General features: G+C 66.2%; 22 protein-coding genes. 7 read left to right on the top strand and 15 right to left on the bottom strand.

Features of this window, described 5'->3' with window-relative positions; genetic code table 11:
• Positions 1–15 precede the first annotated feature (15 nt).
• The 3 genes from MLE27_RS03080 to MLE27_RS03070 are packed head-to-tail and all read left to right on the top strand — an operon-like array spanning position 16 to position 2,300.
• The gene (locus MLE27_RS03080) at positions 16–999 is read left to right on the top strand and encodes a DNA cytosine methyltransferase (protein ID WP_243310420.1); all 984 of its coding nucleotides are present in this window, start codon (positions 16–18) and stop codon (positions 997–999) included.
• Positions 999–1,862: an NgoMIV family type II restriction endonuclease gene (locus MLE27_RS03075; RefSeq protein ID WP_243310419.1), complete on the top strand. Its 864-nt coding sequence runs from the start codon at positions 999–1,001 to the stop codon at positions 1,860–1,862. The genes MLE27_RS03080 and MLE27_RS03075 overlap by 1 nt, the downstream gene beginning before the upstream one ends.
• 6 nt (positions 1,863–1,868) lie before the next feature.
• On the top strand, positions 1,869–2,300 hold the full coding sequence (locus MLE27_RS03070; RefSeq protein ID WP_279355663.1) for a very short patch repair endonuclease: 432 nt from the start codon (positions 1,869–1,871) through the stop codon (positions 2,298–2,300).
• Between the two features lie 43 nt (positions 2,301–2,343).
• Here MLE27_RS03070 and MLE27_RS03065 read toward each other — a convergent pair whose 3' ends face one another.
• From MLE27_RS03065 to MLE27_RS03040, 6 genes are all read right to left on the bottom strand, one after another.
• Positions 2,344–3,777, bottom strand: coding sequence for a sigma-54-dependent transcriptional regulator (locus tag MLE27_RS03065; RefSeq protein WP_243310417.1), 1,434 nt, complete (start codon positions 3,775–3,777; stop codon positions 2,344–2,346).
• A complete protein-coding gene (locus MLE27_RS03060) occupies positions 3,770–6,181 on the bottom strand; it encodes a c-type heme family protein (RefSeq protein WP_243310416.1) in 2,412 nt (803 codons plus the stop codon). The genes MLE27_RS03065 and MLE27_RS03060 overlap by 8 nt, the downstream gene beginning before the upstream one ends.
• A 151-nt stretch (positions 6,182–6,332) precedes the next feature.
• The gene (locus MLE27_RS03055) at positions 6,333–6,770 is read right to left on the bottom strand and encodes a universal stress protein (RefSeq protein WP_243310415.1); all 438 of its coding nucleotides are present in this window, start codon (positions 6,768–6,770) and stop codon (positions 6,333–6,335) included.
• Positions 6,770–7,168: a biotin/lipoyl-containing protein gene (locus MLE27_RS03050; RefSeq protein WP_243310414.1), complete on the bottom strand. Its 399-nt coding sequence runs from the start codon at positions 7,166–7,168 to the stop codon at positions 6,770–6,772. Before MLE27_RS03050 ends, MLE27_RS03055 begins: the two co-directional genes overlap by 1 nt.
• Before the next feature lie 13 nt (positions 7,169–7,181).
• Positions 7,182–8,291 (bottom strand): YeiH family protein, encoded by a 1,110-nt coding sequence (locus tag MLE27_RS03045; protein ID WP_243310413.1) that lies wholly within the window; start codon positions 8,289–8,291, stop codon positions 7,182–7,184.
• A 12-nt stretch (positions 8,292–8,303) separates the two neighbouring features.
• On the bottom strand, positions 8,304–8,726 hold the full coding sequence (locus tag MLE27_RS03040) for a universal stress protein (RefSeq protein ID WP_243310412.1): 423 nt from the start codon (positions 8,724–8,726) through the stop codon (positions 8,304–8,306).
• A gap of 309 nt (positions 8,727–9,035) precedes the next feature.
• Between MLE27_RS03040 and MLE27_RS03035 the strand changes: the two genes are divergently transcribed.
• Complete coding sequence (locus MLE27_RS03035) at positions 9,036–11,924, top strand: EAL domain-containing protein (protein WP_243310411.1); 2,889 nt, start codon at positions 9,036–9,038, stop codon at positions 11,922–11,924.
• Between the two features lie 27 nt (positions 11,925–11,951).
• Here MLE27_RS03035 and MLE27_RS03030 read toward each other — a convergent pair whose 3' ends face one another.
• Positions 11,952–14,507 (bottom strand): ATP-binding protein, encoded by a 2,556-nt coding sequence (locus MLE27_RS03030; protein WP_243310410.1) that lies wholly within the window; start codon positions 14,505–14,507, stop codon positions 11,952–11,954.
• A 221-nt stretch (positions 14,508–14,728) separates the two neighbouring features.
• Between MLE27_RS03030 and MLE27_RS03025 the strand changes: the two genes are divergently transcribed.
• Both MLE27_RS03025 and MLE27_RS03020 read left to right on the top strand, forming a co-directional pair.
• The gene (locus MLE27_RS03025) at positions 14,729–15,175 is read left to right on the top strand and encodes a CreA family protein (RefSeq protein ID WP_243310409.1); all 447 of its coding nucleotides are present in this window, start codon (positions 14,729–14,731) and stop codon (positions 15,173–15,175) included.
• Positions 15,175–16,788 carry an ABC transporter substrate-binding protein gene (locus MLE27_RS03020; RefSeq protein ID WP_243310408.1) on the top strand — a complete coding sequence of 538 codons (1,614 nt, stop codon included), beginning with the start codon at positions 15,175–15,177 and terminating at the stop codon, positions 16,786–16,788. Before MLE27_RS03025 ends, MLE27_RS03020 begins: the two co-directional genes overlap by 1 nt.
• Before the next feature lie 22 nt (positions 16,789–16,810).
• On the opposite strand, the gene MLE27_RS03015 is transcribed toward MLE27_RS03020, so the two are convergent.
• The 4 genes from MLE27_RS03015 to MLE27_RS03000 form a co-directional block, all read right to left on the bottom strand.
• Positions 16,811–18,397 (bottom strand): diguanylate cyclase, encoded by a 1,587-nt coding sequence (locus MLE27_RS03015; protein WP_243310407.1) that lies wholly within the window; start codon positions 18,395–18,397, stop codon positions 16,811–16,813.
• Between the two features lie 154 nt (positions 18,398–18,551).
• Positions 18,552–19,832, bottom strand: a complete 1,281-nt coding sequence (locus MLE27_RS03010) for an EAL and HDOD domain-containing protein (protein WP_243310406.1) — start codon at positions 19,830–19,832, stop codon at positions 18,552–18,554.
• A gap of 142 nt (positions 19,833–19,974) precedes the next feature.
• On the bottom strand, positions 19,975–20,469 hold the full coding sequence (gene gpt / locus MLE27_RS03005) for a xanthine phosphoribosyltransferase (RefSeq protein WP_243310405.1): 495 nt from the start codon (positions 20,467–20,469) through the stop codon (positions 19,975–19,977).
• A 35-nt stretch (positions 20,470–20,504) separates the two neighbouring features.
• The gene (locus MLE27_RS03000) at positions 20,505–20,933 is read right to left on the bottom strand and encodes a hypothetical protein (RefSeq protein ID WP_243310404.1); all 429 of its coding nucleotides are present in this window, start codon (positions 20,931–20,933) and stop codon (positions 20,505–20,507) included.
• A gap of 226 nt (positions 20,934–21,159) precedes the next feature.
• Here MLE27_RS03000 and MLE27_RS02995 point away from each other — a divergent pair, with 226 nt between their 5' ends.
• The gene (locus MLE27_RS02995; protein WP_243310403.1) at positions 21,160–22,443 is read left to right on the top strand and encodes an EAL and HDOD domain-containing protein; all 1,284 of its coding nucleotides are present in this window, start codon (positions 21,160–21,162) and stop codon (positions 22,441–22,443) included.
• A gap of 199 nt (positions 22,444–22,642) precedes the next feature.
• On the opposite strand, the gene MLE27_RS02990 is transcribed toward MLE27_RS02995, so the two are convergent.
• The 4 genes from MLE27_RS02990 to greA form a co-directional block, all read right to left on the bottom strand.
• Positions 22,643–23,422, bottom strand: coding sequence for an amino acid ABC transporter ATP-binding protein (locus MLE27_RS02990; protein WP_279355661.1), 780 nt, complete (start codon positions 23,420–23,422; stop codon positions 22,643–22,645).
• Entirely contained in the window at positions 23,409–24,461 is a 1,053-nt protein-coding gene (locus tag MLE27_RS02985; RefSeq protein WP_243310402.1) for an amino acid ABC transporter permease, read from the bottom strand. Before MLE27_RS02985 ends, MLE27_RS02990 begins: the two co-directional genes overlap by 14 nt.
• 114 nt (positions 24,462–24,575) lie before the next feature.
• On the bottom strand, positions 24,576–25,364 hold the full coding sequence (locus MLE27_RS02980) for an amino acid ABC transporter substrate-binding protein (protein WP_243310401.1): 789 nt from the start codon (positions 25,362–25,364) through the stop codon (positions 24,576–24,578).
• A gap of 191 nt (positions 25,365–25,555) precedes the next feature.
• Positions 25,556–26,044 carry a transcription elongation factor GreA gene (gene greA / locus MLE27_RS02975; RefSeq protein ID WP_243310400.1) on the bottom strand — a complete coding sequence of 163 codons (489 nt, stop codon included), beginning with the start codon at positions 26,042–26,044 and terminating at the stop codon, positions 25,556–25,558.
• Positions 26,045–26,301: the final 257 nt, after the last annotated feature.

Raw genomic sequence — 26,301 nt, 5'->3', positions numbered from 1 at the left:
AGCATCGGGGGACAGATGAGCACGGGGTTTACATCCCTAGAGTTGTGTGCTGGCGGCGGCGGCCAGGCCCTAGGCATTGAACAGGCAGGCTTCGAACACCAGGGCCTTGTGGAAATAGACTCTCGCTGTTGCGAGACTTTGCGCTTTAACCGGCCCCACTGGCAGGTCTTCGAACAAGATTTAGAGACCTTTGACGGAGCCCCCTTCAAAGGGATTGATCTTCTCGCTGGTGGTCTGCCCTGCCCCCCCTTCTCGAAAGCCGGCAAGCAACTTGGTCAGGCTGATGAACGCAATATGTTTCCTGCGGCGCTCCGGTTGATTGACCAAATTCGCCCGCGAGCGGTCATGATTGAGAATGTGCGCGGCATTCTCGATGCAATTTTTGAAGATTATCGGATCTACGTTTCAAGTAAGATTGCAAAGCTCGGATACAAAACTGACTGGCGGCTTTTGAACGCTTCTGATTACGGTGTTCCCCAACTGCGGCCCAGAGTTGTGTTTGTCGCCATACGCGAAGAGTTAGCGCATAATTTTGAGTGGCCAGTCCCGCACAAACGCAATCCCTACACGGTCGGCGAGACCTTGTATGATCTCATGGCTTCACGCGGTTGGCGTGGTGCAGGAGCTTGGCGCAACCGCGCTAATGATATTGCCCCAACTATCGTTGGTGGATCAAAAAAGCATGGCGGCCCGGACCTTGGCCCCACCCGCGCAAAAAAGGCTTGGGCGGCCCTTGGCGTTGACGGTCATGTTATAGGCAATGAGCCTCCCGCCAGTGATTTTGTGGGGATGCCGCGCCTTACCGTCCCTATGGTTGCCCGCCTCCAAGGGTTTCCAGACGAGTGGGCTTTTTCCGGGAAGAAAACGCCCGCCTACCGGCAGGTGGGGAATGCATTCCCTCCTCCTGTGGCTTGCGCTGTAGCGGCTCAAATAAAAGTATGCCTTATGGCTTCGCGAAATCGCTACTCGAGAGAAAACTTCGAAAGGAAGTTTGCTTAATGAGCGCAGACATACTTTTCATCAACGCGAGGAAGAATTTTCATTCACATCTAGCGGAGCAGGTTCTTTTTGTAGACTCGGACGGAGTGCCATCTAATGCCGACTCAAAGAACCCGGCTAGTGTAAAAATTGCTCAGATTCTAGGCAAACAGATCGGCCCATTGCAATGCAGAACAAAACTCAAAGGCCAAGTAGCAGGCAATATATTTGAACAGCTTTGCGCTGATTTTGTTGAGTCTACATTTTCACGGCTGAATCACTTAAGACCTGGGACTTGGACGGTCAGCAAGGGCTTCGGAAAGAGCATTCTTGGGATTTCTCAATTTGAACAGTATGAACATCTGGCTGCTCTTGCAGTCGCAGCCAGAGCGAATGCCCAACTGGCAGCCGCGTTGGGAAATGATTATCTTATAAAACCAGATGTCGTTATTGCCAGATACCCAGAAGACGATACCATTGTTAACAGTCGAGAGTCTCTTGTTGATGAACACATTGCCAACCTCACCAGCATACGAAAAATAAACAACACCCTTCCATTGCTGCATGCCAACATCTCATGCAAATGGACTCTTCGCAGTGATCGCTCGCAAAATGCTAGGTCAGAGGGATTGAATCTAGTACGCAACAGAAAAGGCCGTCTGCCTCACATCGCTGTTGTCACGGGAGAGCCACTCCCCAGCCGCATTGCGTCAATAGCTCTAGGAACAGGTGATATCGATTGTGTCTATCACTTTGCGTTGCCTGAGTTGATTCACGCTGTAACGACTTTGGAACTTGATGACTCTCGAGAGATGCTACAAACGATGATCGACGGCAAGCGCTTGCGAGATATTGCTGATTTGCCGCTGGATTTGATAATTTAGCCCACCATGACTGACAAGATTAGCATGGAGGCGCGAAGTGCCAACATGCGCGCCATCCACAGCAAAAACATGAAGCCGGAGATGATTGTCCGCAAGTTGGTTCACCGGCTGGGCTATCGTTTCCGGCTTCACCGCAAAGACCTTCCGGGCAAGCCCGACCTGGTGTTTCCTGGCCGCCACACTGTGATCTTTGTTCACGGCTGCTTCTGGCACCAGCACCCCAATCCAGTTTGCAAGGACGCCCGGCCTCCGAAGTCTAACACCGAATATTGGAACTCCAAGCTTGCCCGTAATCAAGACCGGGATGCGAAAAACATCGCTTCGCTTGCAGCGCAAGGTTGGCGAGTTCTTGTGATTTGGGAGTGTCAGACCAAGGATGAAATGTTCCTGGCGAGAACGTTGGTTTCGTTCCTTGGCCAACCCCGGACACACATTTAGGCTCCTCTTTCCGTCCAAAACGTGATTCTCGCGGAGCGCCCACTTACTCCGCCGGCTCCCCCGGCGGCCTGAACCCGGCCGGGTCGATTCCAAGGCGCTTGAGAATCTTCTGCACCGAGACCCTCTCCAGCCCGGAGAGCCGCGCAGCCTGGGACACGTTGCCCTTGGTGCGCTCCATGAGCCTCAGCACGTAGGCCCGGGTGAAGTCGTCCACCACCCTCTCCTTGGCTTCCACGTAGGGCGTGAGCCCCGTCGCCACGCCGCAGCCGGAGCCCGGGGCGCGCACCTGGGCGTCCAGGAGCCGCACCTGCGTCTCGGTTATCACCGGACCCGACGAAAAAACCGCAGCCCGCCTCACGAAGTTCAAGAGCTCCCGCACGTTGCCCGGCCAGTGGCGCGACCCCAGGAAGTCCAGCGCGCCGGGGGTGAACTCTTTCTCCCCGGTGTCCAGCTCGGTGCAGGTGCGCCCCAGGAAGTGCATGGCCAAGAGGCCCACGTCCTTGGGTCGTTCACGAAGCGAGGGCACCCGCACGGTGAGCACGTTGAGGCGGTAGTAGAGGTCTTCCCGGAACTCGCCGGAGGCCATGCGCGCCTCCAGGTTCAGGTTGGTTGAGGCCAGGATGCGCACGTCCACCCGGATGTTCTCGCTGCCGCCCACGGGGCGCACCTCGCGCTCCTGCAGGGCGCGCAGTAGCTTGGGCTGCACGGTGAGCGGCATGTCCCCGATCTCGTCGAGCAGCAGGCTCGAGCCGTCGGCGGCGGTGAACAGCCCCTGCCGGGCCTTGACCGCGCCGGTGAAGGCCCCGCGCACGTGCCCGAAGAGCTCGCTCTCGATGATCTGCTCTGGCACGGCCGTGCAGTTGAGGCTGACCAGCCCGGCCCGGCCCCGCCTGCTCAGGCGGTGGATGGTGCGGGCCACCAGCTCCTTGCCGGAGCCGGACTCGCCCAGGATGAGCACCGTGTAGTCGTTGGAGGCCACGGCCTCGATCTCCTCGCGAAGCTGCCGCATGGCCGGGCTTTCGCCGATGAGGCGCTGGCCGGCGGGGCCGGCGTCCACGGCGGCCTTGAGCCGCCTGTTCTCGCGGGCCAGGGCGGCGCGGTCCAGGGCCTTGGCCACGGCGCGGAAGAGCACGTCCTGGTCCACGGGCTTGGTCAGGAAGTCGTAGGCCCCGCTCTTGAGGGCCTTCACCGCCACCTCCACGCTGCCGTAGCCCGAGAGCATCACCACGGTCAGGGCGGGCTCCTGGGACAGGGCGCGCTCCAGCAGGGCGAAGCCGTCCTGGCCGGGCATGCGCACGTCGGTGAGCAGCAGGGCGCAGGGGCGCTCCTGCAGGGTTTCCAGGGCCTCCTCGGCGCTGGTGCGCACCAGCACGGGGTGTTCCGGGAAGCCCTTCTGGATCAGGCGGGCCACGCCTTTGGCGAAGTGGCTCTCGTCGTCCACCACGAGGATGGCGTCGCTGGAGATGGTCTCATGCATCGGCGATATCCTTGGATACGGGCAGGCCCACGGTGAACACCGCCCCGCCCTCGCTGCGCACCTCGATGTGCCCGCCCAGGTCCCGCACGAGGCCGTAGACCACGCAGAGGCCCAGGCCGGTGCCCTTGCCCACGCTCTTGGTGGTGAAGAATGGGTCGAAGATTCGGCCCGCGTATTCCGGCGGGATGCCCGGCCCGTTGTCGCGCACGGTGAGCAGCACCTCGGAGCCGTCCGGCCCGGTGCGCGCGCTCACCTGGATGAGCCCCGGCGCCTCCTGGCCCTGGTCCTCCAGGGCGTCCATGGCGTTGAGCATCAGGTTGGTGAGTATCTGCTCCAGGGAGGAGCTGTTGGCCCGCACCGGGGGCAGGTCCGGCGGCAGGTCCGTGACGATGGAGAGGTTGGCCCGGCTGGCCTTGCCCCGGAACACGCGGGCCAGGAACTCCACGGTGTCGGCCAGGTTGACGTCCTCCAGGGATTCGGGCTTGGGCCTGGCGAAGCGCAGCAAGTCCTCCAGCACCTTGCGGGCCTGGAGGGTGTGGCGGATGATGATGTCCAGGTCCGGGGCGTGGGGGCTCTTGCCGTCGTCCCAGAGGATGCGCGCGTAGCACAGGATCACGCCCAGGGGGTTGTTGATCTCGTGGGCCAGGCCCGCGGCCAGCATGCCCACGGCCGTGGCCTTCTCGCTCTGCTGCAGCTTGGCCAGCATGGTCTTCTCCACGGTGTTGTCGCGGGCGTAGACGATGGCCCGGCCGCTCCCGGCCAGCCCGCTCACCGGGTAGGCCCGCAGGCGCAGGGAGCGCCCGCCGGGCAGCACGGCCTCCCGCTCGGTGGAGGGCTCGCCGCCCTCCCCGGCGTCAATGGCCGCCGAGACCTGCGCTGCCAGGGCGGGCAGGCCCAGGGACTCCTCGGCCTGCTGCGAGCGGCACTCCTCCAGGAGCTTCAGGGCGCTCTCGTTGGCGTGCAGCACCTCGCCCGTGGGGCCGAGCAGGAACAGCGGGTCCGCGATGCCCTCGAAGATGGATTCCAGCACGGCCTTGCGCCTGAGCAGGCTCTCCATGGCCTCCAGGTTCTCCAGGGCCATGCCCAGCTGCCTGCCCATGGCCCCGAGCACCTCCCGCTCCTGCGGGGGCAACTGGGCCTCGGCGCCGAAGCGCAGGCACAGCGCGCCGCGAACCGCGCTGGCGGACTGCACCGGCACCATTGCCTCGCGGCCGCCGAACACGCCGTCGCCGTCCAGCAGGGGCGTGCGCATGGAGGCCTCCAGCGCGGGCATGGAGCAGTCCGACGGCCAGACGCGGGCGTTCATGGAGTAGAAGCAGACGAACCCCGCCGCCTCGGCGCCGAAACGGTTCGCGGCGGCCGCCAGGGCCTTGTCCAGCAGGGCGTTGCGGTCCTCGCCTTTGGCGAAGAGCTCCAGCACGTAGAGGAACAGTTTGACGTCGGCCTGGCGGGCCTGGGCCTCCTGGCGGGCCTCGGCGGTGCGTTCGTCCACCTTGGCCTCCAGGTTGGCGGCGTAGTCGCGCAGCTGTTCGCGGGCGTCGCGCAGGTGGTCGGCGAAGCGCTCCATGTCCTCCACCATGCCCTCGATCTCTTCGCGTCCGTCGGGCTTGGGGCGGTCCAAAGCTTGCCCCGCCTCGGCCGGGAACCTGGAGCGCATGGCCGCCGCCAGCCTGCCGATGTTCACCACCATCATCCTGTCGAAGAAGAAGTGGTTCAGGCCCATGATGAGCATGGTGCCGCAGGCGAAAAAGAGGATGAAGTTCACGATGGCCCGGTTGATGGCCCCGGCCTCGGCCTCCACGGGCATGGTGATGCTGTCCAGCCCGGCGATCTCGCCGTCCACGCGGCCGAAGCCCCTTTCGGACCCGTAGCGTTCCAGGAGCACGCGCGGGGCGTCCTCGGGCTTGCCGTGGCAGGAGAGGCAGGAGTCGTCGAAGGCCACGGGCCGGGCCATGATGAAGAACTCCTCGCCGTTCTTCCTGTAGTAGCGGCTTATCTGGGTTTCCTGCGGGTTGTCGCGGAAGTGGGCGATGAGCTCGCTCTCGCGCTCGTCGGCCCCGTATTCGGGGTTGCGGGGGTCCAGGGCCACGCGGCGGTAGATGAAGGACTCCTTGGCGGCGTTGTAGTCCGACATGACCTTGCGGGTCACGTAGGAGGTGGACATGGCCTCGATCACGAAGGAATCCGGCGGCAGCACGCCGTACATGGTGGGGCGCAGCGTCTCGCGCACGTAGGACTGGATGGCCACCACGTTGGAGAGCACGATGCTGGCCTTGTCCGAGACCTCGGTCTCCAGCAGCACGCGCAGGTAGTGGTTGAGCGACAGGCCGAACACCAGGCCGATGCCCAGCAGCACGGCCAAGAGCCGCAGGGAGAGACGGGTCTGGAGTCTGGCCTTTTTCACTCTGGACGCCACGGGGGTGAAAGGATGGAGGGCACGCGCCGACACACGAGACATAGGGCCCCGCGTGCGCGGCTGTCAACGAGGGGCGGGGCGCCGGACCCGGGGGGGCCAACCTGGCATCCGGGTCCGCCGCCCCGCTCCGGGGGCTGGTTCAGTCTTTCTGTTCGCGCACGAGGTACAGCGAGCAGGGCAGCTTGGGGATGAGCCCGGCCGCGGTATCGCGCAGCACCTCCAGCCCGCGCCGGAAGGGCTGGGCCATGACGAGCAGGTCGTACGCGCCGGAGGCCAGCTCCTTGAGGATCTCCTCGGGCACGCGCCCGGAGGCCACCTTCAGTTCGAAGTCGATGCCCCTGGTCTTCTCGCGCAGCAGTTCGGGCAGTCCGGCGGCCTCGCGCATGTCGTGCTCTGCGGCCCACTCGATGTAGCCGCCGCGCGCGTTGGAGCCGGAGAGCCAGTCGCTGCCGAGGTAGTCGTGCCAGGTGGTGTCCTGCACGAACAGGGCCGTGAGGCCCGACCCGCGTTCGGCGGCGAGCTTCACGGCCTCGTCCACGGCCCTGGCCGATTCGTCCAAAGCCAGGAGGATGCGCATTAGGGGAGCGTCCCCTTGACGTGCTCGACCACCAGCAGGCCGTTGCCCTTCTTGAAGGCCTCGCCCGGGGCCAGCTTCACGGAGAGCACCTTGCCCGGGGTCTTGGACTTGAAGGTCTCGGACACGGAGGTCTCCTGCATCTGGCCCTGCACGAACTTCTTCTTCTTGGTCTCGTAGACGTAGAGGGGCTGCCCTTCCGCGATGGTGTCGCCGACCTTGACCTTGATCTCGGTCAGCTTGCCGTCCACCGGGGCCTTGATGGTCACGGAGGGCAGGAAGAAGGCCATGTAGCAGAGCACGATCACCACGGCCAGGCCGGCGAAGCAGCAGGCGGCCACATCCTCGTGCCTGTCGGTCTTGAATACGGTGAGGGCTTTTTTCTTTTCTTCGGCGGACATGTGCTGCTCCTTCCTAGAACGAGGCTTCCTTGCCGATGAACAGCAAGATGATGACGAGAGAGAGCACCAGCTTGAGGGTGCCGGCGGCCACGCCGATCTTGAGGGGGGCGCCGCCCGCCTTCTTGATCTCGCCGAAGTCGATGTAGGCGCCCAGGCCAACCATGCCGATGCCGAAGATCCAGGCCATCCAGTCGCGCAGCATGTGCAGGGTCTCGGAGCCTTCCTTGCCGAGCATGTCGAAGGAGGAAAGCGCCGTCATGCCGAAGAAGCCCAGCACGAAGATGGGGAACTTGGACTTCAGGATGCCCCACAGGCTCATGTGCTCTTCCTGGGCTTCGCCGCGCCAGTACCAGAGCGTGATGAAGAACACCACGAACGGGATGGAGATGACGCGCACCACGTTCCAGATCTCGCCGTAGGCCACGGCGGTGCCGGGGGCGATGGCCGGGTTGAAGGAGAGGCAGGTGGCCAGCACCTGGCCGGAGTTCAGGATGCCCGTGCCGACCCAGGCGCCGAACTGGTAGTCCGAAAGTCCCAGGGCGCGGCCGATGGGCGGCGTGATGAACATGGACATGATGCCGAAGCCCAGGATGGTGGCGATGGCCAGGGCCACCTCGGCGGGCTTGGCCTTGACGCCGGGGCTGGTGGCGATGGCGGCGGAGACGCCGCACACGCCGCAGGCAGCGCCCATGACGCCCACCATGGAGCGGTCCATGCCGAGCTTCTTGCCCATCCACATCACGAAGAAGATGGTGCCGAACACGAAGGCCACGATGAGCGCGATGGCCAGTCCGCCGACCTTGGCCAGGCTCTGGATGGTGTAGAGCGAGCCCAGCATGATGACGCCGGTCTTGATGAACAGGCGGGTGGTGCGGAAGCCTTCGGCAGCCCAGCCGGGGATGCTGCCCCTGAACAGCAGGTTGCGGTAGGCCATGCCCACCAGGATGGACATGAGCACGTAGTTGAGCCCGATGGACTTGGTGATGTAGCCCTTCTGCCCGAACACGGCCACCCCGGCCAGCCAGGGCTCGACCACCTGCTTGAGCAGGTACAGCGTCACGACCATCATGGCCAGGCCGGGCACTATGGCCGCCAGTTTCCCCAGAAAACCTCTCTCTTCCATTTCGATCGACTCCTACTTTACGATCAAGACATTGCAGGCAGCCAGTTCAGCCACGCGCGAGGAGACAGAGCCCAGGAGCAGCTTCGCCGCCCCGTGCTTGCCCTGGCTCCCGACCACGATCAGCCCGGCTCCGGCTTCCGCCGCCGCTTCCACGATGGATTCCGCGGGCCGGCCGTACTTTATGACGATCCCGGCCTTGACGGAGGCCGCCTCCAGCGCCTTGGAGACCCTCTCCATGCGCCCCCTGGCCTCCGCGGCCAGGCTTCCGGCCACCACGTCGCACTCCTGCTCGGAGAGCTCCTCCGTGGAGAGGCAGAGGTCGGGCACCACGGTGACGATGGTCAGCGACCCGCCCCCGGCCGCCGCCAGCTTCGCCCCCGCTTCCAGGGCCTTGTCGGCGAGGGCCGAACCGTCGTGAGCAACAAGAACGTTCATCAACCAACCTCCACTTGCGGTTATTCCATTCGCGGGGGCCGTCAACCGGCCCCGCTCGCCGCAGCGGTGGAACCGCCGCCGGACACCCCTGGTTAGCAACCCCCGTACCAGCGACCTGCAGCTTGCAACATGCTAAAATAACGTGATTTTAATCCGCACGCATCCCAAGGGGATGCCAACGGGCGGGGCGAAAGTGCCAACGGCCGTTAGCACCTCCGGGCCATCCGGGAATGATTCACAGAAATGTTAATCTTTGCTTTTGGGCGGGTTTTCGCTACATTCGCGTCACGCAGTTACACGGGAACGATGATGCATCAGCAAGACCGCGAGCCAGCCACCGAATTGACCCTCTTCAAGGCCTTTTTCGCCTACGTTCCCATCGCGGCCTGCCTGATGGACGCAAACGACACGGCCCTCCTCGTGAATGACGCCTTCGCGCGGCTGTTCGGCTTTTCCAGGGGGGAGACCGAAGGCAGGTCGTTGCGCGGGCTCATCATACCCGAAGGCCGCGGCCGGGAGTTGGCCGCGCTGGACCGCAAGGTGGCCCTCGGCAGCGAGGCCATTCTGGAGACCACGCGCCGCCGCAAGGACGGCACGCTCATCGACGTGGTCATCAACCTGTTCAGGGTGGACGGCGCCCCCGGCCGGGAGCTCCTTTTCGCCACCTACACCGACGTCACGCACCTGCGGGCGGCCCAGCAGAACCTGGAGCGCGCCGAGAACAAGTTCCAGGACTTCTTCGAGAACGCGGCCGAGGGCATCTTCCAGACCACGCCCGAGGGCTCCTACCTGGTGGTCAACCCGGCCCTGGCCCGCATTTACGGCTACGACTCCCCCGGGGAGCTCATGGCCTCCCTGCGCGACATCCGCCGCCAGCTCTACGTGGACGAAGGCAGCCGCGAGGCCTTCGTGGAGCGCATCACCCGGGAGGGCGAACTCAAAGACTTCGAATCCCGCGTGTACCGCAAGGACGGCTCCGTCATCTGGATCAGCGAGAACGCCCGCGTGGTCCCCGGGGAGGACGGCAGCCCCGCCTTCTACGAGGGCACCGTCACGGACATCACCGCGCGCAAGCAGGCCGAGGACATGCTCACCGCCAGCCGCGAGCGCTACCGCTCCCTGGTGCGCTCGGCCACGGACGGCATCCTGACCCTCAAGGACGACCTGGTCTCCAGCAGCAACATCAAGGCCCTGGAGCTGTTCGGCTACACCCGGCAGGAGATCGGCGGGCTCTCCGTGGCGGACCTCTCCCCTGAGCTGCAGCCGGACGGTTCGCCCTCCGGGCGGAAGGCCCGCATGCTGCTGGGCAAGGCCCTGGCCGGGGAGCCCCAGCGCTTCGAGTGGGTGCACAAGCGCAAGGACGGCTCCGAGTTCCAGGCCGAGGTCTCCATCAACCGCTTCGAGGCCATGGACGAGGTGTTCGTCACGGCGCTGGTGCGCGACGTCAGTGCGCGCAAGCGCACGGAGGCCGAGCTGCAGCGCGAGCGCGTGCACCTGAAGATGCTCTTCGAGAGCTCCCCCCAGGCCATCGTTCTCAAAAGCCCGGAAGGGCGCATCCTGGATATCAATCCGGCCTTTACCGCGCTCTTCGGGCACACCAAGCCCGATGTCCGCGGCGAATACAACCGCCACCTCATCGTGCCCGACGAACTGACCAGCGAAGCCGAGGGTTTCCACCGCACCGTGGTCTCCGGCAAGACCGTCTGCAAGGAGACCCAGCGCAAGACCAAGAGCGGAATGCTCATCCCGGTTTCCGTTCTGGGCTACCCCATCATGCTGGATGGGGCCATCGAAGGCATCTACTACATCTACGAGGACATCACCGAGCGCAAAAGCTTCGAGGAACAGCTGACCCACCAGGCATTCCACGACTCCCTCACCGGTCTGCCCAACCGATCCCTGTTCATCGAGCGCCTGGGCCGGGCCATGGAGCGCGGTAAGCGGCGCCCTGACTACAATTTCGCCGTGCTCCTGCTGGACCTGGACCGCTTCAAGCGCATCAACGACAGCCTGGGCCACCTGGCCGGGGACGTGCTGCTCAAGGGCATCGCCCGCAGGATGGAGAGCTGCCTGCGCTCCGTGGACACCGTGGCGCGGCTGGGCGGCGACGAGTTCGCCGTGCTCCTGGAGGAGTTCAGAAACTCCCGCGAGGTCATCGAAGTCGCGGACCGCATCCGCGAGGTGCTGGACCGCCCCTTCACCATCTCCGGCAACGAGGTGTACTGCGGGGCCAGCATCGGCATCGTGCTCAAGACCAAGGAGTACGACACCACCGAGGAGATCCTGCGCGACTCCGACATCGCCATGTACCGCTCCAAGGAATCCGGCAAGGACAGGCTGGCCTTCACCCGCAAGATGCGCGAGCAGGCCATGGAGCAGCTGCACATGGAGAACGAGCTGCGCCACAGCCTGAAAAACGACGATCTGGCCCTGCACTTCCAGCCTATCGTCTCCACCGTGGACGGCAGCCTGCAGGGCTTCGAGGCCCTGGTGCGCTGGAACCACCCCTCGCGCGGCATGATCCCCCCCGACCGGTTCATCCCCCTGGCCGAGGAGACGGGGCTCATCCTGCCCCTGGGCGAGTGGGTGCTCACCCAGGCCATGCGCCAGATGGCGCAGTGGCGCGAGAGCATCACCGGGGCTGACAGCATTTTCATCACGGTGAACATCTCAAGCAAGCAGTTCCGCCAGCCCGACCTGGTGGAGGTGGTGCGCCGCGTGCTGGAGGCATTCGCCTTGCCGCCCTCGCGGTTGCGCCTGGAGATCACCGAGAGCGTGCTCATGGAGGACGCCCGGGGCGCGGTGGACAAGCTGGCCAGGCTCAAGGGGCTGGGGGTCAAGCTGCTGGTGGACGACTTCGGCACCGGGTACTCGTCGCTGAGCTACCTGCAGCGCTTCCCCATCGACGGGCTCAAGATCGACCGCTCCTTCATCAGCGGCGGCGGGGACAGGCGGGAGAACATGGAGATCGTGCGGACCATCATCGCACTGGCCCGCAACCTGGGCCTGAACGTGGTGGCCGAGGGCGTGGAGACCGTGGAGCAGTTGGAGAGCATGATCGAGCTGGAATGCGGCAGCGCCCAGGGGTTCCTGTTCGCCAAGCCAATGCCCGGCTGGGAGGCCGCGCGCCTGATAGGCCGGGGGTTCGAGCTGCCCGGCCACGTCTTCATGGGGTGCAACACCTCAAGCGGCTGCTAGCGGCCCCGCCCCGAGCCCTAAAGGGTATCACGCCCCGGCGGACCTGGCCGCGCGCACGGCGCTGGCCATGGCCCGTTCCAGGTCCGACCGGCTCACCGGCTTGACCAGGTACTGGTCCATGCCCGCGCGCAGGGCTTCCTCCCGCTCCTCGGGCAGGGCGTTGCCCGTGAGCGCCACCATGGGCACGCCCGCGTCCCAGCCCCCGCCGCCCGCCCGGATGCGCCGGGCCGCCTCCAGCCCGTCCATCTCCGGCATGCGCATATCCAGGAGGACCACGTCGAAGGGCTCCTGCTCCAGCAGCTCCAGGGCCTCGCGCCCGTTGACCGCCGTGCGCACCAAGTGGCCGGCCATCTCCAGCAGCTTCACGATCACCAGGCGGTTGATGCGGTCGTCCTCGGCCATGAGCACCCTGAGCGGGCGGCCCGGCCGTGAGGGCACGCCCTCCGGCGCGGGCCAGACGCAATCGCCGGGGAGGCACCCCGCCAGCACCAGGGTGAAGAAGAACTCGCTGCCCTCCCCCGGCGTGCTATGCAGGGTCAGCGAGCCGCCCATGGCCTCCACAAGGCGCTTGGCGATGGTCAGGCCCAGGCCCGTGCCGCCCTGGCGGCTGGCGGCGCCGCCCGCCTGCGTGAAGGAGTCGAACACCCGGGCCTGATCCTGCGGGAGCAGGCCCACCCCGGTGTCGCGCACGGAGAAGCTGAGCACGGCCTCGCTCCGCTCCTGCGGAGCATCGCCCGGCAGGCAGGCCTCGGCGGGGAACACCGAGACGGTCACCGAACCCGCATCGGTGAACTTCACCGCGTTGCCCACGAGGTTGATCAGAATCTGGCGCAGCTTGGTCTCGTCGGCCAGCACGGCCTCGGGCACGCCCTCTCCGATGGAGCTCGCGAGCGCCAAGCCCTTGGATTCGGCCAGGGGGCGCAGGGTGCGCACCACGGTATCCAGCAGGTCGCGCGGACGCATGGGCGCGGGCTGCAGCTCCACCTTGCGGGCCTCGATCTTGGAGAGGTCCAGGATGTCGTTGAGCAACCCCAGCAGGGCCCTGGCCGCCACGTTGAGCGTTTCGAGGTATTCGCGCTGCTCGGCCGAGAGCTCCGAGGCCAGCAGCAGCTCGGCCATGCCCAGCACGGCGTTCATGGGGGTGCGGATCTCATGGCTCATGTTGGCCAGGAACTCGGTCTTGGCCTGGCTGGCGCTCTCGGCCCTGGCGATGGCCCGCGTCAGGTGCTGGTTGGCCAGGGAGAGCTCTGCCGTGCGCTCGGCGACCTTGCGCTCCAGGTCCTTGTTCTGGCTGGTGATGGTGGCGTTGCGGGCCTCCAGGGCCTCGAAGGATTCACGCAACTGCCGGGCCATGTCGTTGAAGACGCGGGCCAGGTCGCCCAGTTCGTCCCGCCGCCCCTCGGGGATGCGGGCCTTGAAGCGGCCCTTGGCCATCGAGACCGCCGAGGCCCTGAGGTGTTCGATGGGCCGCACGATCCAGCGCGCCGTGGCCAGGCCCGCGAGGCTGGCCGCCAGGATGGCGAGCAGGCACAGCAGTATCGTGCGTTGCGTGTTCTTGTTGACGGTGCCCAGAAAGTCCGATTCGGGCACTCCCACCACCAGCCGCCAGTTGAGGCCCAGCGCGTCGGTGAAGGGCACCGCCCTGGCCATGATGGCTTCGCCATCCAGGTCGAAGGTGAAGAACAGGGCTCCGTCCCCCTCGCCGGCAGGGGCCTGCCGCTCCAGAGCCAGGGCCGCGGCCTGGACGGCCCTGTTGCCGGAATCCGCCGCCGCGATGCGTTTGTACCCGCTCTCCTGGTCGCCGTAGAGGGGCGTATCCATGGAAGTGGCCACCAGCAGGCCCTTCTCGTCCATGAAGAAAGCCCAGCCGCTCAGGCCGATGCGCATCTGGCGCAGGTAGTCGCTGATCTGGGAGAGCACGTAGTCCACGGCGAACACGCCGCGCAGCGCGCCTGAGGCGTCGTAGACCGGGTGGGATGCGGTGATTGCCAGATCCTTGATGACGAAGTGGCGGTAGATCGGGGACCAGACCGGCTTGCCCGCCTCCACGGCCGCCGAGTACCAGGGCCGGGTGCGCGGGTCGAAGTTCTTGAAGACGGCCACCACCTCCCCGGCCCTGTCCTGCGGGGTCAGGGCGTAATAGGTGGAGTCGCCGCTGGTGGACTTCCCGGAATGCACGAGCTGCACCTCGCCGCGCTCGCCGCGCCGGGCTCCGTAGAATTCGCCGTCGGGCAGGCCCACGAAGTTGTACATGGCCGTGGGGAAGGCCCGCATCTGGCGGGCGAAGAACGGCTGCCAGGACTCCTCCCGGTTCAGGTCGAGCCCGCCGAGCTCCAGGGCGTTGGCGTCGATCCGGTTGGTCAGGGGGGGCGCGCCCAGGAATTCCCGCGCACGGGAGGCGATGCGCGCCGCGACCTCCTCGTCGAGCTGCCTTGCCACGTCCCCGGCGGAGCTGTGCCCGGCCTGCACGGCCATCCATCCGGCAAGGCCCACGGCCAGCGCGGTCAAAGCGACGAAAGGCACCACGAGGGCGGTGGTGATGGAACGCTTCCTGAGAAAGATGCGCGAGAGTGCGTCCAGCATGGTGCGGCTTCCTGGGATCGAACGCATTGACAGTACCCGTGCGAGTTTCAAAGTATTGGCAACCCCGCCCTACGGCAAGGGAAATCCTACCTTTGGGGTGACACCGCCTCCCTGCCGGGAGCGGGGCGAACCACCCCGGCCTTGCCCGCGAAGGCTTGCTGGCGTACAGACTCTCAAGCCCGGCGTGCTCCGGTGCGACTCAACCCACAGGAGCCCCTGCCATGTTTCCGCGCATCCTGCCGCTGCTCTTCGCCGTACTGCTGGCCGTCCCCGCTCTTGCCGACGAAATCGACTGCGTGACCACGGAGTGGAAGCTCCTGGGTGCCAACCACAAGGTCTGCGTCTACGCCTTTGAGGATCCCGACATCCCCGGCGTGACCTGCTACCTGAGCCAGGCACGCACCGGGGGCATCTCCGGTGCCGTGGGCGTGGCCGAAGACCCTTCGGAGTTCTCCATCGACTGCCGCCAGACCGGCCAGGCCGCCGTCCCGGACAAGCTGCCTAAATCGAAGAAGGTGTTCTCCGAAGGCACGTCCGTGCTCTTCAAGGACACCACGGTGACCCGCATGTGGGACGCCAAACGCAAGGCCCTGATCTACCTGGCCATCAGCCGCAAGATCATCGCCGGGTCGCCCAAGAACTCGCTCTCCACGGTGGTGCTGCGCTGATGGATCTCCCCGGCTCCGGACCGCCCGGCTCCGGGACCTCTCCGCGCGGCCCGGCCGCGCTGGTCCTGCCCGCCATGGTCCTGGCCGCCGCCCTCTGGCTGGCCCTGCTCGCCCCTTCGGCCGCGCACGGCAGGACGCTCAAGCTCGCCCTGGACTCGATACCCTACACCCTGGACTACATGAGCGCCCTTTCGGGCAACCTGACCACCTACGCCCACTGGGTCTTCGACCCGCTGGCGCGCCGTGACCGGGAGATGAAGCTCGAACCCAGGCTGGCCGAACGCTGGCTGATGCAGGACCAGCTGACCCTGCGGGTGTATCTGCGCACCTCCGTCACCTTCCACTCCGGCAACCGCCTGACAGCCCGGGACGTTGTCTGGACCGTCCGCCGGGCCCGGAACTCCCCCGCCTGGAAGGCGCTGTTCTCCAACCTGGAGCGCGTGGAGGCCGTGGGCGAGCACACGGTGGACTTCCATTTCTCCCGCCCGGAGCCCCTGGCCGTCAACCTGCTCTGCTTCATCTTCCCCATGGACTCGAAGTTCTATCAGGGCGCGGACGCCCAGGGCAGGCCCAGGGACGCCATCTATCAGGGCAGCCCCGTGTTCGCCCACACAACGGCCTGCGGCACGGGCCCCTTCCTGGTCGCCGGCTTCGACCCTGAGCGGCGGCTGACCCTGGAGCGCTTCCCGGACTACTGGGACGACAGGAGCCAGGGCAACGCGGACAAAGCCGTGGTCACCGCCATGCCCGACGCTGTCGCGCGCTGCGCCGCCCTGATCTCCGGCGCGCAGGACTGCGTCTCGCCGGTGGCCCCCCAGGAGACGGAACGGCTGCGCAAAACCCCGGAGGTCAGGCTGGCCTACATGGCGTCCTCCCGGGTGATAACCATCGGCTTCAACCCGGCCGCCAGCCCCGAATTCAAGGACCGCAGGGTCCGCCAGGCCTTCATCGCGGCCATCAACAGCGCGGGCATCGTCGACAAGGTGATGAACAAGCTCACCGTGCCCGCCAACCAGCTCTCGGCCAGGGGCATGCCCGGCTTCAACCCGGACCTCTCCCCGCGCTACAACCCGGAAAAGGCCAAGGAGCTCCTGCGCGAGGCAGGCCTGGAGGGCGGAATGCGCGTGAGCATGATCGCCCCCGCCAACCGCTACACCAACGACGTGAGCGTGGCGGAGGCCGTGGTCGGCATGCTGGCCCGCATCGGCGTGACGGTGGACCTGGAGGTCATCCCCCTGGCCCAATACTGGGCGGCCTTCCAGGAGCGCCGGGCCGGGCTGCAGATGGTCGGCTGGCAGCCCGACACCGAGGATTCGGCCAACAGCTTCCAGTTCCTGCTCATGTGCCGCAAGCCGGAGGGGGATGTGGGCTCCGCCAATTCGGGCTACTGCAACCCGGACCTGGACGAGATGGTGGCGGCCGCCGCCAGCGAGTGCGATCCGCTGGAGCGGGGACGGATACTGCGCGGGGCGGAGCGCCTGGCCTACGACGACGCGGCCTGCATCACCCTGCACTACGAGCCACTGACCTGGGCCTTCCGCAGCCACGTCCGGCTGGAAAGGGCCATGACCCCGCAGAACAGCCTGCTCCTGGGCGAAGTGAAGATGGATTGAACCCTGCGCGGCCCAACGCGGCTCAGGCCGGGTTGCGCACGCAGAAGGAGGACACGGCCGTTCTGTTGCGGCCCTGCCTCTTGGCCCTGTACAGGGCTTCGTCCACGGCCTTGTAGAGCGCGGAGAAGTCCTGGATGGAGGGGCAGACCTCGGCCACGCCCAGGCTCAGGGTGCAGTTGAGCTCCTGGGCTCCCACCATGTGCGCGGGCCTGCAGGAGACGGCCTGGCGGATGCGCTCCGCCAGGGCCACGGCGTCCTCCAGGGTCGTCTCGGGCAGCAGCACCGCGAACTCCTCCCCGCCCAGCCTGGCCACGAAATCGCTGGAACGCGCAGAATGGCGCACCCGCCCGGACACCTCGCGCAGCACCTCGTCGCCGACGGGGTGGCCCCAGGTGTCGTTGACCAGCTTGAAGTGGTCCATGTCCATGAGGATCAGGCTCAGGGGCCGCTCGTAACGCAGGGCCCTGGCGATCTCCGCGTTCACGATCTCGGAGAAGCGCCTGCGGTTGCAGAGGCCGGTGAGCATGTCCGTGTCCGCGCGGGTCGTCAGCTCGGCCTCGGCCTCGCGCAGGTTGGCCATGGCCTCCTGCAGCCTGGAGTTGAGCATCACCAGGTACAACGCCGCCAGGACCAGGGCCAGCAGCAGCGACCCCAGCACGGCAACCAGCGGGCCGTGCTGGCTGGTGAATGCCTTGACGGAGATGCGCCCGTGGTCCTCATAAGGGGGGACGCGCAACTCGCGCATGATGCGGTGGATGGGCTCGTAGTCGAGGGGTACGGTCCACTGCGCGCCGTAGTCCGGCGTTTGCACGGCGGGGATGGTCAGCAGCACGGCGGCCACGGCCTTGGCCTGCGCCTCCGGCGTATGGGCCAGCCTGGCGAAGGGCCACTCGGGCACCAGCTCCGTGGAGTACAGGAAGGGGAAGGCCGGGTCCGGCTTGAAGTCGGGCGGCAGGAGAACCTTCACGTCCTCCAGGCTGATCTGGCCCTTCTGCGCCATGCGCTCCAGGGTGTCGGTGCGCACGGTGCCCGCGTCCGCACCGCCGGACAGAACCAGCTGCACCACGGCGTTGTGGCTTCCGGGGAAGGTGAGCTGCGAGCAGGCCTTGCGCGGGTCGACCTCTTGTGCGCACAGCGTGGAGAGGCCCACCAGCCAGCCGCCCATGGAGCCCTCCGAGGTGGCCGCGAAGCTCCTGCCCCGGATATCCTGAAAGGTGTTGATGTCGCCCCGCCCGGCGCGCGTGAAGATCACCCCCCCGAACGACGCCGTGATCCGGTCGCCCAGCTGGTTGACCAGCGTGGCGATGCGCATGGCCCGGTAGCGGACCTCCAGGTTCACGTAGATGGCGGGGTTGGCCAGGATGTAGTCCACCGTTGCCTCGGCCGCGGCGCGGTCCACATCCTCGAAGTCCAGGGGCACCAGCGTGAACGCCACGTCCGGCAGGGCATCGGAGAGAGTGCGGATCAGGGGCGACCACTGCTCCAGGCAGGATTCCTTGCCCCGGTTGGCCAGCACGCCGATCCGGGCCTCGGGCCCGGCCTCCCGCGCCTCGCACAGACTGGGCGCGAGGGCGCACAGCAAAAGCAGCAGCGCAGTAAAACGGAACATCCGCCCGGCCGTGATGGCGGACGAAGATGTTGCGTATTGCGCCGTTGCCAGCAACGCGGCGTAACCAGCAGGCCTCCGCATGGTTCCATTGTGTCTCATGCGGTGCAAATCTTCAAGCGTCCTGGCGGAATTACTGCGTTCCCGCAGGTGGTTTTCAGTTCGTCCCCGCCATCTGCTGATAGACCAGGCCGGTAGCCTCCCCGGCCTGCATGTACAGGTCCGCCGCGGCGGGCAGGGGGATGTTCAGCCCGGAGAGCTGCGCCCTGGCCGTGTCCCAGGCGTCCAGCCTCACGCTGTCGCCCAGGACCGAAAAGCGGGAGAGGGGCTCGCTTTCATCGCGCAGCAGGGCCCGCTTGAGGTCATCGCTGAGGGGCATGTCGTCCACGATGTCGCGCATGGATTCGCCCAGGAAGGCGTCCACGTGGCTCAGGAGCCCGAGCAGGAAGAGCTTGTCCGGGGTGTAGCCGCCGGGCGCGCGCTTGCCCAGCAGGGACAGGAAGTTGGCCAGGTGCAGCGTGCGGTAGCAGAGTTCGCGCCCCCGGTCGGAGGGGTCGATGTCGGAGAGCACGGCCGCCAGGGCCCACTTTCGCAGGGTGTTGGTCCCCACCAGGGAGGCCGCGCGGTGCAGGGTGTCCACCCGGTGGGTCATGGCGAAGGCCGCCGAGTTCACGAAGTGCAGCAGCCGCACGCTCAGGGCCACATCGGTGGAGATGTTGCGCACGATGGCGTCCATGTCGGCCGAATCGTCGGCCAGCTCCTTGAGCAACCTGAGCCGGGTGAGCTTGTGTGTGGAGAGCCGTTTGCCCGTGAGCTCCTGCGGGCGGGCGAAGAAGAAGCCCTGGAAGTAGTCGAAACCCTGGAACTTGCAGCTCTCGAAGGCCTTCCAGGTCTCCAGCCGCGAAGCCACCAGCTTTCCCTTCCAGCCCTGCAGCCCCGCCCGGACGCGCGCCATCTGCTGGCCAGGGTTCTCGCCCACCGGCACCTTGATGAAGCTCGCCAGGCGCAGCAGCTCCGCCTTGCCCTCGGCGGCCTCGGGCGTGAAGTTGTCCAGCAGGAAGACGTAGCCCGCGCCCTTGAGGCCCTTGCAGGCGGCGATGAACTCGGGGGAGGCCTCGGCCGTGCAGGGCACCTCCAGGATGACCTTGCCGGCCGGCAGGGCCAGCACATCGCGCGAGATGATGTTCTCCAGCCCCACGTTGACGGTGAGCTTCTGGTCCTGCCTCACGCCCTTGGCGGCCAGGGCGAAGCCGTCGGCGATGATCCTGTTGGTGGCTTCGTCGTAATTGGAGATCAGGGCGCAGTTGTCGCCGTCGCAGGTTCTGAAGAGGACCTCATAACCGAAGGTTTCGAGCTTGCGGTTGAAGATGGGTTGCCGGGCCACCATGAAATCAAAGGCGGGCATGTCCGTATTGGCGGGGTCATGTACGTCGCTCATGCGCTCTCCATTTACTCTGGCATGATGACCGGGGAGGCGCGGCTCGTACGGACTATCGGCTTGTTCCCAGGGTCTTGTTCTTTAAGAATCAGTCAATTGCGACCTCACGTCAAGCGCCGTCCGACATGCAGTCATCAAGGCTTCAACCCATGGGGGCCGCGCACTGGGCGATGGGCTGCACGAACTGGGGCTGGGAGTCCCACGGGAAGAGGATCCAGGTGTCCTGGCTGACCTCGGTGATGAAGGTGTCCACCAGGGGGCGGCCTTCGGGCTTGGCGTACACCGTGGCGAAGTGGGCCTTGGGCAGCATCTCGCGCACGGCCACGGCGGTGCGGCCGGTGTCCACCAGGTCGTCCACCAGGAGCCAGCCCTCGCCGTCGCCCTGCACGCCCTTGAGCACGCGCACGCCTTCGCCCTGCACCTGCCCCTCGTAGCTGGCCACGCAGATGGTGTCGATGAGCCGGATGTCCAGCTCGCGGGCGATGATGGCCGCCGGGATCAGGCCGCCCTTGGTGATGGCGTAGATGCCCTTCCACGGCCCCAGGGACATCAGCCGCCAGGAGAGGGCCCGGCAGTCCCGCTGGAGCTGCTCCCAGCTGACGGGGTACATGCGTTTGTAGCGTTCGGCGTCGGTCATGTGCACTCCTGAAAAGTATGTTATGCGGCGCGGCCTCAGCGGCAGCGCCCGGCCTGGCCGGCCTGCCGTTGCAGTTCCTCGGCGTTCTTGATGGGGTGGGCCGCATCCAGCACCAGGAAGTTGGCCTGGCGGCAGTCCCGGCCGGCGCGCCAGCGCACCCGGTACAACCCCTGGGGCATGGGGCTTGGCGCCCCGAAGTCCGCGGGGTAGCGCAGCTCGTCCCGCTCGGGGGACGTATGCTGGCGCGCCGTGCGCCCGCCCGGGCCCTTCACTTCGCACCGGGAGCCCCGCAGCCTTGGTTCCGGCAGGCCGCGCACGCCCAGGACGGCCTGGCCGTCCGGGGCCACGGGCGCCTGGGGCGCTGTCACGCCCCAGCGGTCGGTGGCGTGGGCGGAGCCGCTCAGTGCGGGGATCAGCAACGGGAGGGCAAGAAGCGCGAGGAACAAAAAAGAGACGTTGCGCATGCGGCGAAATGTACCGCTTTGCGCCGCGCGGTCAAGTGATCGAGCGCCCCCGGAGCCATTCGGGCACGCCGGGAATCCACACCGGCCGATAGTTACGGACACGACGCATACTCCCGACGAGCTTGCAAGCGGAAGCAAAACAGCTTAAAGAGGCGTCTGCCGCTTTTTTTCTGTGTTTTCAGAACCATACGTTGTATCAACAGTTTAGACGAGGCCCGGTTGTCGTATGCTCCAGCAGGACCAGTCCGAGTCGGCAGCGTGCTTTCTCTCCCGCCACCCGGTTTTCGACAGAGACAAGACCATCTACGCGCACGAGGTCGTTGCGCGCTCCTGCCTGCACCCGGGCACCCCCGCCCACTCCGACGTGCAGGCCTTCTCCTGGCTGGTGACCGACGGGGCCTCCGAGCTGCAGAACCTGCTCGAGGAGTGCGACCGCCTGCTCATCAACGTGCCCGACCCCATGCTCGACGCGCCCGAGGTGCACCTGCTGCCCATGGACCTCTGCGACCTGGTGGTCAGCCCCGAGCACTGCACGCGCGCCAACCTCGCGGAGGTCCTCGAGTTCCTGCAGGACTACGGCTACTCCATCGCCCTGCGCTTCGAAGGCGACTGCGCCCAGCATGAGCATCTGCTGCGCTACGCCAGCATGGTCATTCTGGACCTCACGCTTCTGAGCCCCCTCCAACTGGCCAAGGCGCGCAAGCAGCTCAAACCTTTCCCGGTCAAGCTCATGGTGGCGGGAATCGACACCTGGGAGGCCTTCGCCGGGTCCAAGGCCCTGGCCTTCGACTATTTCGCGGGCACCTTCTTCGGCCGCCCCGAGATCGTGAAGGGCCGCAAGCTCTCGGTGAACAACTTGACGCGCATGGAGCTCATCTCCGCCCTGCTCAAGGAGGACTCCACCTTCGCCGAGCTGGCCGCGCCCATCGCCAAGGACGCCTTCCTGAGCTACCGCCTGCTGCGCTACGTCAACTCGCCGGGCATGGGCCTGGGCCGCACGGTCAGCTCCATCGAGCACGCCGTGGCCATCCTGGGCGACACCTCGTTCAAGCACTGGGCCATGATGGCCCTGGTCTCGAGCCTCGACTCCACCCCCAAGGGCGAGGAACTGGGCTACCTCTCGCTGCAGCGCGGGGCCTTCCTGGAGAAGATCGCGGCCAGGGCCGCGTCCTCCCCGCTGCCGCCGCGCTCCATGTTCCTGCTGGGCCTGTTCTCCCTGCTGGACGCCATGCTCGACCAACCCATGGAGGAGCTGGTGGGCACCATGCCCATGGACCCGCGCATCAAGGCCGCCCTCACCGGGGAGCGCAACATGCTCGCCCCCTGGCTGGACCTGCTCGCCTGCGTGGACCAGAACCAGTTCTGCGACGTCACCGCCATCCTGGAAGGCCAGAAGGTCAACCGCTTCGGCGCCGCCAGGGATTACCTGGAGGCCGCCCGCTGGGCCAGGCACTGCTTCAGGGCAGGGAAGGACGGCGAGGACGAGGGGCAGGAGCAGGCGGGGGCGTAGTACGGGGGGAACGCCTCCGGCGGGCAGAAAGGGCTCCGCCCTCTCTGCGCTCTCCCGCCAAAGGGCCTTCGGCCCTCTGGACTCCCCTCCCGCTTCGCGCCCACGGCGCGAGTCTTCAGAACGCAAAAAGCCGACGGGCAATGCCCGTCGGCTTTTTTCATTTGGGAAGATCAAGCCCTCGGGAGGGCGAAAACCGGCGCTACATGATGCGGTCGATGAAGCTCTTGATGCGCGGCTGCTCGCAGTCCTTGCCGAAGAATTCGGCGGGCGGGTCCTTGAGCAGGATGCGCCCGTCCTCCATGAAGGCCACGCTGTCCGCCACTTCGCGGGCAAACCCCATGTTGTGCGTGACGATGATCATGGTCATGCCTTCCAGGGCCAGCTTCTTGATGGCCTCGAACACCTCGCCCACCAGCTCCGGGTCCAGCGCGGAGGTGGGCTCGTCGAAGAGCATCAGCTTGGGCCGCATGGCCAGGGCCCGGGCGATGGCCACGCGCTGCTTCTGCCCGCCCGAGAGCGTGGCCGGGTAGCGCTCGGCCTTGTCGGCCATGCCCACCTTCTCGAGCATCTCCAGGGCCAGGTCGCGCGCCTCGGCCTTCTGCTGCCCGAGCACGGTCACCGGCCCTTCCATCACGTTGCCCAGCACCGTCATGTGCGCGAAAAGGTTGAACTGCTGGAAGACCATGCCGATCTGGGTCCGCAGGGCGCAGAGGTTCTTCTGGTTGTCCAGCACGAGCTTGCCGTTCACGGTGCGGTAGCCCGCGGGCTTGCCCTCGAAGAGGATCTCGCCGGAGTCGATGGTCTCTAGGAAGTTCATGGAGCGCAGCAGCGTGGACTTGCCCGAGCCCGAAGGCCCGATGATGACCACCTTGTCGCCCCGGTCCACGGTGATGCTCACGTCGTCCAGGGCGGCGTGCTCGCCGAAGTGCTTGCGGATGTTGCGGCACTCGATCAGCGGGGTTGCGTCAGCGTTTTTCATAGACTCCCACCCGCTCCTCGATGCGCTCGAAAATGAACGTGAACACCGTGGTGAAGAAGAGGTAGATCACGCCCGCCAGGATGATGGCCGTGACGTTGAAATAGGTGTTGAACATCTGGTCGGCCGCGCGCATCAGCTCCACCATGGCGATGGTGGAGACCAGGGCCGTGTCCTTGATGAGCGCGGTGAACTCGTTGGCCACCGGCGGTATCAGGCGCTTGTAGGTCTGCGGGATGATGACCCGGCGCATGGCCTGGCCGTAGGTCATGCCCAGGGCCTTGGCCGCCTCCATCTGCCCTGCGGGGATGGACTCGATGCCCGCGCGGATGATCTCCGCCAGGTAGGCCGAGTAGTTCACGCCCAGGCCGATGAGCGCCGCCGTGAGGGGCTTCAGCGTTATGCCCAGCGACGGCAGGCCGTAGTAGATGAAAAAGAGCTGCAGCAGAAGCGGCGTGCCCCGGAAGAGCCAGATGATGAACCAGCAGGGCATGCGCAGCACCCTGAAGGAGCTCAGGCGGCCCAGGGCGATGATGAGCCCGCCCACGGGCGAAATGATGATGGTGCAGAACACCAGCAGCAGCGTCATGGCCGCGCCGGAGAGCAGCGAGGGCAGGAAGCGCTGGCAGTCCTTGAGGAAGCGCTCCCAGGTCGGCATGCGGTCGCGCTCGATGGAGGCGATGAGGTTCTTGGCCTCGGCATGGCCGGAGAAGTGGGCCAGCACGTCGCGGGCGGCCTGCACCGCGCCGTCGTAGTCCTCCCGGGCCAGGCGCAGCCGCGCCACCTGCATGCGCGCGGAGGCGTACTCGCCCTCGTCCTCCTGGTCGCCGGCGCCGGGTGCGGGCACGGCCAGGTAGGCGGCCTCGGCGTCCTCCAGGCGGCCTTCGGCCATGGCGTCGCGGCCCTGGCGCATGAGTTCGTCCACGTCGGCCGCGTGGGCCTGGAATGGTCCGTGGAGGAGGCCCGCGCACAGCACGCAGAGCAAGGCCAGGATCATGGCCGGGCGTGACGGGTTGGAAGAGCTCAGGGCGGGGTTTCTCACTGCACGGTGCCTGCGGGGATTCATTTTGGGCCGCCCGGATGCGCGGGAGGCCTGTTGCGCGTCAAAGGGGGCCCGGCGCGCCGGGCCCCCGCAATCGTCAAGGAAGCCGAAGCGTTACCACTTCTTGGGGTTGGCGATGTCCTCGCCGAACCACTTCTTGCTGATCTTGGCCATGGTGCCGTCGGCGACCATCTGGTCCAGGGTCTTCTGCACCTGGGCCTCCAGGTCCTTGTCGGCCTTGCGGAAGGCGATGCCGAAGGGCTCCTTGGTGATGAAGCCGGGCACGACCTTGTACTTGCCGGGGTTGGTGGAGACGAAGTAGCGGCCGGAAACGTTGTCGATCACCACGGCGGCCAGGCGGCCGGCGTCCAGATCGAGGAAGGCCTTGGGGTTGGCGTCGTATTCCTTCACCTCGGAGGGGGCCTTGGGCAGCTTCTTCACTGCCTCGACCGCGGAGGAGCCCTTCTGCACGCCGATGACCTTGCCGCCCAGCTCGGCGAAGCCCTTCACCTTGCTGTCGGCCTTCACCACGGCGATCTGGCCGTCCATGATGTAGGGCTTGGTGAACAGCACCTTCTCGGCGCGCTCAGGGGTGATGGTCATGCCGTTCCAGATGCAGTCGAACTTCTTGGAGTCGAGCGAGAGGATCACGCCGTCCCAGGCGGTGGGCTGCCACTCGATCTTGATGCCCAGGCGCTTGCCCAGCTCTTCGGCGGCGTCGATGTCGAAGCCCACCAGCTTGCCGTCATCCTGCTTGAAGCCCATGGGGGGGAAGGAGTCGTCCAGGCCGATGACGAGCTTGCCGGCCTTTTTCACGGCGTCCCAGGAGCCGTCGGCCGCCTGCGCCATTCCGGTGAAACCGATCAGAAGAAGCGCCAGAGCCAGAATCCAGATGCGTTTCATGTCAGCCTCCAGTTGAGATTGCGTGCCTTGCCAGAGACACCGCCCGGCTTCGCGGGCAAACCCGCACCACCTATAGGATGCGGGGCTTTGTGGCAAGGGGGTGACGGACCCGCCCCGCCCCTTGCGTCCTGGGTGTCGCAAACAAAAAGACCCCGGCCGGGGCCGGGGTCTCGTGCGTTCGCTCGCCGCGATCAGGACTGGGCCTGGGGGCCCAGGAAGCGGATGGAGACGATTTCGTACTGGATCTTGCCGCGCGGGGCGTCCACGATGAACTCGTCGCCCTCCTCCTTGCCGATCATGGCCTGGGCCACGGGGGAAAGGATGGAGATGCTGCCCTTGGAGGGCTCGGACTCGTCCGGGCCAAGCAGGGTGTAGGTCTTGCTCTCGCCGGTGTTGACGTCCTCGATTTCAACGGTGGCCCCGAAGATGGCCTTTTCGCCGTCCAGGGTGGCCAGGTCGATGACGCGGCAGGTGCCCAGGCGGCCCTCCAGGTAGCGGATGCGGGCTTCCAGCATGCCCTGGCGCTCGCGCGCGGCGTCGTAGCCGGCGTTCTCCTTCAGGTCGCCTTCCTCGCGGGCCTCCTTGATGGCCTCGATGACGGCGGGACGTTCCTTCTTCAGGTTGTCCAGTTCCTTTTCCAAACGCCTGTAGCCTTCGACGGAAATGGGGATGTTCTGCATGTTCGGCACCTCGAATCGTCCTGGGGACGCGGAATAAAAAAATGACTGGCCCGGAACCTTGCGGTCCCGGGCTCAATCCGGTTGGTCATTCTTAAGGCAGCTCCCGGCCGCGGTCAAGGGGGCAGGGCCTGCGCGCCGCGATGGCCGGCCGGGGTCCGTTCCCGGTCGCCGTGGCCCGCTCGGCGCGGGGGTGATCTTGCGCTGGCGCCTGCGCCAGAGGGGCGTCCGCCCCGGCAGCTTGATCAGCCCCGGGCCCG

This window comes from Fundidesulfovibrio agrisoli (assembly GCF_022808715.1).
Taxonomy (GTDB): Bacteria; Desulfobacterota; Desulfovibrionia; order Desulfovibrionales; family Desulfovibrionaceae; genus Fundidesulfovibrio; species Fundidesulfovibrio agrisoli.
The sequence above is the reverse complement of the archived record's forward strand: the minus strand, read 5'-3'. Positions and strand labels throughout refer to the sequence as shown.

What these genes read in the sequence shown, in the direction of transcription:
- MLE27_RS03010 (WP_243310406.1), bottom strand. Translation starts at nt 19,832, where the DNA reads ATGAGCGACGTACATGACCCCGCCAATACGGACATGCCCGCCTTTGAT.
- MLE27_RS03045 (WP_243310413.1), bottom strand. Translation starts at nt 8,291, where the DNA reads ATGGAAGAGAGAGGTTTTCTGGGGAAACTGGCGGCCATAGTGCCCGGC.
- MLE27_RS03050 (WP_243310414.1), bottom strand. Translation starts at nt 7,168, where the DNA reads ATGTCCGCCGAAGAAAAGAAAAAAGCCCTCACCGTATTCAAGACCGAC.
- MLE27_RS02990 (WP_279355661.1), bottom strand. Translation starts at nt 23,422, where the DNA reads ATGAAAAACGCTGACGCAACCCCGCTGATCGAGTGCCGCAACATCCGC.
- MLE27_RS02995 (WP_243310403.1), top strand. Translation starts at nt 21,160, where the DNA reads ATGCTCCAGCAGGACCAGTCCGAGTCGGCAGCGTGCTTTCTCTCCCGC.
- MLE27_RS03080 (WP_243310420.1), top strand. Translation starts at nt 16, where the DNA reads ATGAGCACGGGGTTTACATCCCTAGAGTTGTGTGCTGGCGGCGGCGGC.
- MLE27_RS03040 (WP_243310412.1), bottom strand. Translation starts at nt 8,726, where the DNA reads ATGAACGTTCTTGTTGCTCACGACGGTTCGGCCCTCGCCGACAAGGCC.
- MLE27_RS03000 (WP_243310404.1), bottom strand. Translation starts at nt 20,933, where the DNA reads ATGCGCAACGTCTCTTTTTTGTTCCTCGCGCTTCTTGCCCTCCCGTTG.
- MLE27_RS03035 (WP_243310411.1), top strand. Translation starts at nt 9,036, where the DNA reads ATGCATCAGCAAGACCGCGAGCCAGCCACCGAATTGACCCTCTTCAAG.
- MLE27_RS03065 (WP_243310417.1), bottom strand. Translation starts at nt 3,777, where the DNA reads ATGCATGAGACCATCTCCAGCGACGCCATCCTCGTGGTGGACGACGAG.
- gpt (WP_243310405.1), bottom strand. Translation starts at nt 20,469, where the DNA reads ATGACCGACGCCGAACGCTACAAACGCATGTACCCCGTCAGCTGGGAG.
- MLE27_RS03070 (WP_279355663.1), top strand. Translation starts at nt 1,869, where the DNA reads ATGACTGACAAGATTAGCATGGAGGCGCGAAGTGCCAACATGCGCGCC.
- MLE27_RS03055 (WP_243310415.1), bottom strand. Translation starts at nt 6,770, where the DNA reads ATGCGCATCCTCCTGGCTTTGGACGAATCGGCCAGGGCCGTGGACGAG.
- MLE27_RS03020 (WP_243310408.1), top strand. Translation starts at nt 15,175, where the DNA reads ATGGATCTCCCCGGCTCCGGACCGCCCGGCTCCGGGACCTCTCCGCGC.
- MLE27_RS03075 (WP_243310419.1), top strand. Translation starts at nt 999, where the DNA reads ATGAGCGCAGACATACTTTTCATCAACGCGAGGAAGAATTTTCATTCA.
- greA (WP_243310400.1), bottom strand. Translation starts at nt 26,044, where the DNA reads ATGCAGAACATCCCCATTTCCGTCGAAGGCTACAGGCGTTTGGAAAAG.
- MLE27_RS03030 (WP_243310410.1), bottom strand. Translation starts at nt 14,507, where the DNA reads ATGCTGGACGCACTCTCGCGCATCTTTCTCAGGAAGCGTTCCATCACC.
- MLE27_RS03015 (WP_243310407.1), bottom strand. Translation starts at nt 18,397, where the DNA reads ATGTTCCGTTTTACTGCGCTGCTGCTTTTGCTGTGCGCCCTCGCGCCC.
- MLE27_RS03025 (WP_243310409.1), top strand. Translation starts at nt 14,729, where the DNA reads ATGTTTCCGCGCATCCTGCCGCTGCTCTTCGCCGTACTGCTGGCCGTC.
- MLE27_RS02980 (WP_243310401.1), bottom strand. Translation starts at nt 25,364, where the DNA reads ATGAAACGCATCTGGATTCTGGCTCTGGCGCTTCTTCTGATCGGTTTC.